The organism is Paramesorhizobium deserti (genome assembly GCF_001558695.1).
Lineage (GTDB): Bacteria > Pseudomonadota > Alphaproteobacteria > Rhizobiales > Rhizobiaceae > Paramesorhizobium > Paramesorhizobium deserti.
Genome location: NZ_LNTU01000021.1, coordinates 1 through 4,208, shown reverse-complemented (window position 1 = coordinate 4,208; position 4,208 = coordinate 1). Strand labels below are relative to the sequence as shown.

At 56.8% G+C, this 4,208-nt stretch carries 3 protein-coding genes and 3 pseudogenes; 1 reads left to right on the top strand and 5 read right to left on the bottom strand.

All coding sequences use genetic code 11. The features are described 5' to 3' along the window. Positions 1 to 43 precede the first annotated feature (43 nt). The 5 genes and pseudogenes from ATN84_RS26075 to ATN84_RS12900 all read right to left on the bottom strand — a co-directional run. Positions 44 to 429, bottom strand: a pseudogene (locus ATN84_RS26075) (IS21 family transposase); the annotation flags it as partial. 46 nt (positions 430 to 475) lie between these two features. Then, positions 476 to 1,261, bottom strand: a complete 786-nt coding sequence (locus tag ATN84_RS12915; protein ID WP_161939575.1) for an EAL domain-containing protein — start codon at positions 1,259 to 1,261, stop codon at positions 476 to 478. A 121-nt stretch (positions 1,262 to 1,382) separates the two neighbouring features. Further along, entirely contained in the window at positions 1,383 to 1,889 is a 507-nt protein-coding gene (locus ATN84_RS12910; RefSeq protein WP_068882076.1) for a hypothetical protein, read from the bottom strand. A gap of 105 nt (positions 1,890 to 1,994) precedes the next feature. Then, positions 1,995 to 2,643: pseudogene (locus tag ATN84_RS12905) on the bottom strand (transposase); the annotation flags it as partial. 81 nt (positions 2,644 to 2,724) lie between these two features. Continuing rightward, positions 2,725 to 2,907, bottom strand: a pseudogene (locus ATN84_RS12900) (ATP-binding protein); the annotation flags it as partial. Between ATN84_RS12900 and tnpC the strand changes: the two are divergent. After that, the gene (gene tnpC / locus ATN84_RS12895) at positions 2,894 to 3,982 is read left to right on the top strand and encodes an IS66 family transposase (RefSeq protein WP_280139611.1); all 1,089 of its coding nucleotides are present in this window, start codon (positions 2,894 to 2,896) and stop codon (positions 3,980 to 3,982) included. The pseudogene ATN84_RS12900 and the gene tnpC sit on opposite strands and share 14 nt — an antisense overlap. Positions 3,983 to 4,208 lie beyond the last annotated feature (226 nt).

Here is a 4,208-nt window from a genome sequence, read left to right as displayed (position 1 = left end):
TAGCGACGTAACTTCAGCGCATTGGAGCAAATCTCAAAGGCTGCTCAACCGGACGCTTACGATGGACCTTTGCGGTCTTCCATTCCGCATGGGCGTTCCAGGCAGCGGCTTCAACTGCGCGCGCTCGCTTCGTCGAACAGAACGCGCCGAGACTTGCCATAGCGCCGCATCGTCCGGCTATTGAGGTCCTCGATCAAGGCGCTGATGCGGATATTGAGGTCGGCAAGGCTGAAGAACCGCTCGTTTCGAAGTCTGGCCAAGACCCACCTCTCGACGATTAAAACCGTTCCTTCCGCGGATGCTTTGTCGCGAGGCTTGCGTGGGCGTTCTGGAACCACAGTCGTGTCGTAATGCTCGGCGAAAGCCGGCAAAGGTCGCATTCAAGGTCGGTTCGAACCATAACGCCTTGGCGACGGCCGACTTGAGGTTGTGGTTTTGCCTTTGAAGGCTGTTCTCAGCAATCGCGTCCAACGCTTCATAAAATCGATCCAGGCCAGATTGAATCGCCCTTGAACCTGCGGCGGCGCGACAGCTTTGCTTTCTGTCCGATGAACGAAAATTCTGCGGGGTCAGACAGCAGATAGCCTTGCACATGGGTTGCTCCAGCTGATTTTGCCGCCTCGAGCTGCTCGCATGTTTCGATACCCTCCACCACCACGATAGGGGCTGCACAGGACGCCAAACCAACCATGTGAGCGAGAATCTGTTCGGATGATGTTAGCTGCTGCTGAACAAAGAAAGCGTCGATTTTTACGATATCCACCGGAATGGAAAACAGGGACTGGGCGGTTGAGTATCCTGCGCCAAAGTCATCGATAGCTATTTTGTAGCCCAAAGATCTGACAGACTGGATGAGATCGGCGACCTGCAGCGCCACTGGGACTGGCAGTTTTTCCGTTATTTCCAGCACCATGCGGGGCGCCAAGGATCTATGCTGGTAAAGAAGGTCATAAAGACGGCACCAGTTTGCCGCCTCGGAGATGCTTTTTGCGGAAAGATTACATCCCAACACAATTTTAGGGTGTTTAGACAGCCAACCGAACACAAGATTGATGATGTAACGGTCAAGCGCTGAAAGAAGTCCTTGGGCTTCCATAAATGGAATGAGCGAGCCGGCAGTCACGACCACTCCGTCGGAATCGATAATCCGCCCGAAGCATTCTGAATAAAGAATCTCGCTGAGCTTATCAACGGAATGAACATGCTGCCAGGAAAAGCCAACCCGCCCGTCAGCCATCGCTTGGGTGATTTCGTCGTTCAAGGCGGGAAAGCTTCCAAGAAACATAAATGAGAATTTCTCTTTATCATCGTCAGTGAGAGTATATATTCACAATACAGATTAAATCTATTCTGTAATGGCAATACACAAGAATAATTTAGTTTCACTTAGTGAGAATTTGTTTCAGTAAAGATGGCTTATTTGCGGCAAATGATATGGTTTTTAATAATATTAAATAGTAATTATTGATTTTCTGGCGAGAATAAGCCAGTCTTTCCACAAAGAAGAGAGCCCCCTCTGAGAATCTTCTCTGATTGGGGTCGGAGAGGTCAAGCTTTTCCTGTCCTTTTTTCCGGATCATGTCGCCCCCGCAGGTCACTCGCTTCTCTTCGCGGTCGGCGCGGAGCCGCCGCATGATGGGGTCAGGAGAGCGAGGCGTCTCAATCTGTTGAACGACCTTGGAGAATTCGCCCAGGATCGTGCCTGCTAACGAGATCGCCTTGCCCATCGTCCCCACGGGAACGATCCGGGCATCGCCCTCTCGGGCGAAAGCTTTGTTTGTGTTCGTTGCTCCTTTGATCTGTCGCGGGTCACGCCGCCAATGCGGCAGGCTCCTTTCCAAAGCGGAACTCAGTTGGACGGTTCGATCAACGTCCTGACTGACAGGCATCGGACGTATTTTGGTGCGGCCGACCGTCCCAGGCGGCGTGGAGCGTGTTGAACTGGATGCAGGCTTGGCCTTTCGCGGCGACATTGGCCTTTTCGGCCACGGTGTTCAGGCGACCGCGATGCGATCCAGATAGATCAGGCGCTTCATATTGTAGAGGATGTTGGCCAGCCCGATCTTCGTCGTGGCCCGCGCGATGCCGATGGTTCGAACAAACAGCCCCATGCGGCTCTTCTGCTCGGCGAAGACGTGTTCGACGCGTGAGCGTACCTTCGACTTCATATTGTTGGCGCGTCGCGTGGGTTCCGGCATCGGTCGACCCTTGGGCTTCTTGCGGTGGACCCGGCTGACAAAGCCGTGCTTGTCCATGAAGGCCTCGTTGGCCGCCGATCTGTAGGCGGTGTCGGCCCAGACGCTCTTCGAGGTGCTGGTTTTGTCGAGCAGTCCCTCGCGCAGCCTGGCTCCCTCATAGGCGGCCGCATCCGTTGCCAGCCATTTGCGGATCAGGCCATGTTCGCGGTCGATCGAGATGTGGTTCTGGTAGCCGAAGGCGGGAATGGCGATATCGACAGGCGGCACCGTGCGTGCCGTCGGCCTGCGGCTTGGCCGTGGTGAACTTGACCATCCATCGCGCATCGCGGTCCTTGTGCCGCAACTTTGCGGGCTTGCCCTTCCACGCTGTTGGAATTCGGCCGGCCTTGATGTCGTCCTTCTCTTCTTTCGTATTCCGCTGCTTCGGTGCGTATTCCAATGATGCCGGACGCGAATCCGATTTGAAGCCGGACAGTTCGCGGTGGCCTTGGGCCTGCTGGTTGTTTGACCGGAATGGGCTTTCAGGTCAAGCCTCGGTTGTATCGGCGGCGTTGACGGAGCAGCGTTTTCTCATGCTCTCACCGCTGAGCTCTATACGATATGCGTTGTGCACAAGGCGATCGAGGATGGCGTCGGCAATGGTCGGGTTACCGATCATGTCATACCAGTGATCGACGGGCATCTGACTGGTGACGATGGTGGATCGCTTCGTCGATCCGGCACCTGACCCATCGCCGCATCCTTCTCGTCGTCCATCCTTTCGCTCCTTCCATCATTGTAGAAGGAGCCGTCAAATTTGTAAGTGCGAAAGATTCTTTCCGTTATCCCGCCAGGCGCAGATTTACAGCCGCCAGGGTGTTGATCTGGACCGCTCAACGCTGGCCGATTGGGTCGGTCGGGCCGCCTTCGAGCTGCGACCGGTCTACGATGCCTTGATGGCGGACCTGAAAAGGTCATCGAAGCTGTTCATGGACGAAACCCGCGCACCGGTGCTTGATCCTGGGGCCCGAAAGACCAAGACCGGATGCTTCTGGGCTCTGGCCCGTGATGACCGCCCCTGGAATGGCACCGCACCACCCGGTGTTGCCTTCACCTATGCCCTGGGCCGAGGTGGCCTTCATGCCGAACGGATCTTGCGGGGCTTTGGCGGCATTCTGCAGGTCGATGGTTATGCCGGCTACAACCGGTTGGTCGCACCAGGTCGCGTCGGATCGGACATCACGCTCGCCTATTGCTGGGCCCATGCGCGCCGCAAGCTGGTAGAGATCACCCGCACGGGTCCCGCCCCGATCGCCGAAGAGGGTGCGCGCCTGATCCGCGAGCTCTATGCCATCAAAGCCGACATCCGAGGTCTGGATCCCGATGACCGGCTCGCCGCGCGCCAGGAGCGGTCAGCACCGGCCGTGGCGCGAATAAAAGACTGGCTTGATCACCATCGCAGCCGCGTCTCGGCGAAAGCGCCGCTCGGGGAGGCATTGAGCTACATCGCCAAATACTGGGCTGGGCTCGAGTTGTTCCTGACCGATGGGCGCATCGAGCTCGACAACAATGCCGTCGAGCGGACCATCCGCCCGATTGCACTGAACCGGAAGAACGCGCTCTTTGCCGGTCATGATGCCGGTGCCGAAAACTGGGCCATCATCGCCCCGCTCATCGAAACCTGCAAGCTGAACGCCATCGATCCTCACGCTTGGCTTAGGGCAACCCTCGGTGCCATCGCCGGCGGCCACCAGCAGAGCCAGATCAGTGAACTGCTTCCATGGAACTTCCCTGCAAAGGTGTGACCGGCACACCGCTTACGCTAAGCCGCACATAGCGCTCGTCAATGTCCCAGAACCCTGCCTGTCCACGCATTCAAAGCCTCCGCGCAAATCACCGCGACAGTGAATCAGAAAACGGTAAGCGACAAGGAGACCCCGTCTGGCGTAGGGAGTGAGCGGTCGTATATCGGTAGCGGACACGATGAGCTGCTGTGAGCTTCTATGTCTGCGCCTAGTTCTGAAACTAGAA